The 3,476-nt window shown below is 69.4% G+C and carries 6 protein-coding genes; all 6 read left to right on the top strand.

The window, feature by feature from the left end:
- The coding region (locus D6689_21240) for a hypothetical protein (GenBank protein RMH37231.1) at nucleotides 1–186 on the top strand (186 nt) is incomplete at its 5' end.
- A gap of 6 nt (nucleotides 187–192) precedes the next feature.
- Nucleotides 193–1,548 carry an aspartate aminotransferase family protein gene (locus D6689_21245; GenBank protein RMH37232.1) on the top strand — a complete coding sequence of 452 codons (1,356 nt, stop codon included), beginning with the start codon at nucleotides 193–195 and terminating at the stop codon, nucleotides 1,546–1,548.
- A gap of 15 nt (nucleotides 1,549–1,563) precedes the next feature.
- Nucleotides 1,564–2,262, top strand: coding sequence for a CDP-alcohol phosphatidyltransferase family protein (locus D6689_21250; protein ID RMH37233.1), 699 nt, complete (start codon nucleotides 1,564–1,566; stop codon nucleotides 2,260–2,262).
- Nucleotides 2,263–2,790 (top strand): CDP-alcohol phosphatidyltransferase family protein, encoded by a 528-nt coding sequence (locus tag D6689_21255; GenBank protein ID RMH37234.1) that lies wholly within the window; start codon nucleotides 2,263–2,265, stop codon nucleotides 2,788–2,790. It begins immediately after the preceding gene.
- Nucleotides 2,787–2,993, top strand: coding sequence for a hypothetical protein (locus D6689_21260; GenBank protein ID RMH37235.1), 207 nt, complete (start codon nucleotides 2,787–2,789; stop codon nucleotides 2,991–2,993). Before D6689_21255 ends, D6689_21260 begins: the two co-directional genes overlap by 4 nt.
- 1 nt (nucleotide 2,994) lies before the next feature.
- Nucleotides 2,995–3,476, top strand: a 482-nt coding sequence (locus tag D6689_21265; GenBank protein RMH37236.1) for a TetR/AcrR family transcriptional regulator, incomplete at its 3' end; no start/stop codon positions are given.

The following is a 3,476-nucleotide window of genomic DNA, read 5'->3' on the forward strand; positions in this document are numbered from 1 at the left end:
ATCCCTCGGCCCGACGGCGCGCCGATTCCGGTGCTGGGCGTGCGGTCGGCGACGTACGCCGGCCGGCGGGCGAGTCACCGCGCGGGCTACACGATCTACGCGGTGGGCCGGCCGGGGCAGGCGCCCGCGATCGAGCGGCGCGTGCTGGCGGCCGACGGCACGTCGTTCGAAGTCGCAACGCATTGATAATACTTGGAACTTGACACGCTCGCGGGTCAGCGGTACGCCTCGCCCCGAGGCTTCACTGTGAGCGACACGACGGACTACGACCGCGACGATCTGCTGGCGCGCGACGCCAAGTACATCCTGCGACCCTGGCCGAAGAAGAACGAGCCCGTGCCGATCGTGAAGGCCGAGGGCTGCGTGGTCACCGAGGCGGGCGGCAAAGACTACATCGACTTCACCTCCGGGTACTTCGTCAACAACGCGGGCCACACCCGACCGGAGATCATCGCGGCGGCGACCGAGCAGTTGCATCGCGTGTCGCAGGTGTCCGGCCGTCACACGACCGTGCCGCTGATCGATCTCGCCGAAAAGCTCGTGCAGATCACGCCGGCGTCAGTGGACAAGGCGTTCTTTACCACCGGTGGCTCCGAGTCGACCGAGTTCGCCCTCAAGATGGCGCGCCAGTACACCGGCAAGCCGGACATCTGCGCCGTCGACAACGGCTTCCACGGGCTCAGCCTGGGCGCGCTGGCCGCGTGCGGCTCGGAGAAGTACCGCGCCACCGCCGGCGTGCCGCTGGGCGACGCGGTCTACCGCGTGCCGACTCCATACTGTTACCGCTGCCCGCACGCCGTCGATTGCGAGACGCAGTGCCTCGACGAGGCGGAAAAACAGATCGATGCGCGCCCGAACACCGCGGCGCTGCTCGCCGAGCCGGTACAGTCGGTCGGCGGCATCCGGCCGCCCGAGCGGTGGTGGCAGCGGATGGACGCCATCCGCCGCCGGCGCGGCCTGCTGCTCATCCTCGACGAGATCCAGACCGGGCTGGGCCGGACCGGCAAGATGTACGCCGCCGAGCACTACGGCCTCGAGCCGGACATCCTGACGACGGCCAAGGGGCTGTCCGGCGGCGTGGGGTCGCTGGGCGCGGTGCTCGTCCGCTCGGAGGTCGGGGAGGGCTTTTACGCCGGCACGACGCCGACGTCGGCCGGCAATGCGATCTCGGCGGCGGCCGGGCTCGCGCTCATCCGCGTGCTGGAAGCCGACCGGATTGTCGATAACTGCGCGAAAATGGGGGAGTATTTCACGGGTGCGGTCGCGGACCTCGACGATCCGTTCGTCGGCGACATCCGGTTTACCGGTCTGCTCGGCGGGGTCGAACTCGTGCTCGACCGGGGGACCAAGGAGCCCCTGCCCAAGCCGCTCATCGGCGCGGTGCAGGACTCGCTGCACGAACAGGGTATGCTGACCACGGTGAGTGGACCGCTCGGCAACACGTTGCGGTTGCAGCCGCCCCTGGTCATCACACCGAAGGAGATCGATGCGTTCGTCGCGGCGCTGCGGGTCGCGTTCGACCGGGCCCGCGCGGTCGCGAAGCAGTAACGACGGAGCACACCGGTGACGCTCTACGGCCTCCGCAAGCAGGCAGACAAAGTCCTCGTTCCCATCGTGCGCGTGTTCGCGCGCATCCCGCTGCGCGCCAACCAGTGGACGTTGCTGGGCGCGGTGCTCGGCGTCGCCGTCGGCGTCGCGTTCCTGTACGGGCACTGGGCGCTCGGCACGCTGCTGTTCGCACTGCGCGGCATCGTGGATCACATCGACGGCTACGTCGCGCGGACCCGCAACCAGCGGTCGACCTTCGGCGCGGTGATGGACGACGTGTCGGACCGCTGGGTGCTCGGCGTGATCTACGCCGGCGGCTGCCTCAACCTGGCCGCCGATTACCCGCACGTGCTCATCGTCCTCGGCCTCGGCATCACCGGCGCGCTGTCCAACGCGCTCATCAAGCTGTCGGTGTACGCCGAGTCGCAGCAGGACGTGTGGCGCGAGCACGGCAAGATCGGCCACCCGATCGACTCGGTCGGCTCCTTCGGCTCGGCCGAGTTCATGATCTACTTCGGCTTCGGCGTGTTGGGCACGTGGCTCACCGACGATCCGCGCCCGCTTCTGGCCGGCGCCTGGGCCGTGGCGATCATGTCGCACATCTCGCTGCTGCAGCGCATCTGGTTCGCGTGGCGGCGCTATCGCGCGGTCGACCCGGTCGCCCTGTCGACCGGCTCGGTGGACGACGAACTCGAGCAGACCCAGGCCGGCTAGGTGTCCGACGTCCGCGTAGTCAACCCGGCCAACGCGGTCACGATCGCGCGGGCGCTCACGCTGTTTCCCATCGCGTACTTCATCCACACGGGACAGCGCGCGCCGGCGTTCGTCCTGCTCATCGTCGCGGGCTTCGCCGACCTGATCGACGGCTGGGTCGCGCGCGCGTTCGACTGCCAGAGTCCGCTGGGCGAGGTGCTCGACGCGGCCGCCGACGGCGTCCTGTACGGCAGCTTGCTGTTGCTCGTCGCCTACTACGGGTGGGCGCCGCGAGGGCCAGTGGCGGTGATCGTCGTCGTCGGTCTCGTCAACATGGTCAACCGCGTGCTGTACGCGCGGCGCGTCGGGCGGACGACGAACTTTCGGTCCATCGCGATGGAGCGCCTCACCGGCTACCTCGCGTTCTTGATCGGCTTCGCCATCGCCGACTACGAGACGGAGTTCTACTTTTCCGTGTGCGCCGCGCTGATGACGATCACGGTCGTCCACGACGCCAAGCGCATGCTGGTCGACCCGGTGCCCGCATGATCGAGCCGCCGGCCACATGGATGACCGCGCTCGTCACGCTGGCGGTCGTCGGCACCAGCATCGGCTGGGGCGCGGTCGAAGTCGTCCGCCTGCGGCGCGCGGTCGCCGACACCCGCGATCACGACGCGATCTTCGGCGGGATCGTCGCCCTCGCGATCTGCGTCTCGGGGTTGGTCGGGGTCGCCATGCACTACGGGTTGTGACGTGGCCGACCGCCGAGACCAGCGCCGGCGCCAGATCCTCGACGCCGCGAAACGCGTGTTCGCCGACAAGGGGTTCCACCAGGCGTCGATCAACGACATCATCGCGGCCGCCGGGATCGCCCGCGGCACGTTCTATCTGTACTTCCCGGGCAAGGACGCGGTGTTCGAGGCGGTGCTCGACGAGGCCATCCGCGACCTGCGCGAGCGCATCGTCCGGGTGGACGTGAGCCCCGGCGCGCCGCCGCCGCGGGAGCAGCTGGAAGAAAACGTCGCGCGGGTGCTCGACTACGTGTTCGAGGACCGCGCCCTGATCACGTTGCTGCTCGCGCACGGGATCGCGCCCGATCTCGAGGTTGCGGCGCGGGTCGAGCAGTTCTTCGGCCACGTCCACGAGATGATCGAGTCGTCGGTGCGCTACGGGCTCAGCGTGGGCCTCGTGCGCCCGTGCGATCCCACCCTGGTCGCGGCGGCCATCCTCGGCGC

Source organism: Deltaproteobacteria bacterium (assembly GCA_003696105.1).
In the GTDB taxonomy this organism is placed as follows: Bacteria; Myxococcota_A; Polyangia; order Haliangiales; family J016; genus J016.

What these genes read in the sequence shown, in the direction of transcription:
- D6689_21260 (RMH37235.1), top strand. Translation starts at nt 2,787, where the DNA reads ATGATCGAGCCGCCGGCCACATGGATGACCGCGCTCGTCACGCTGGCG.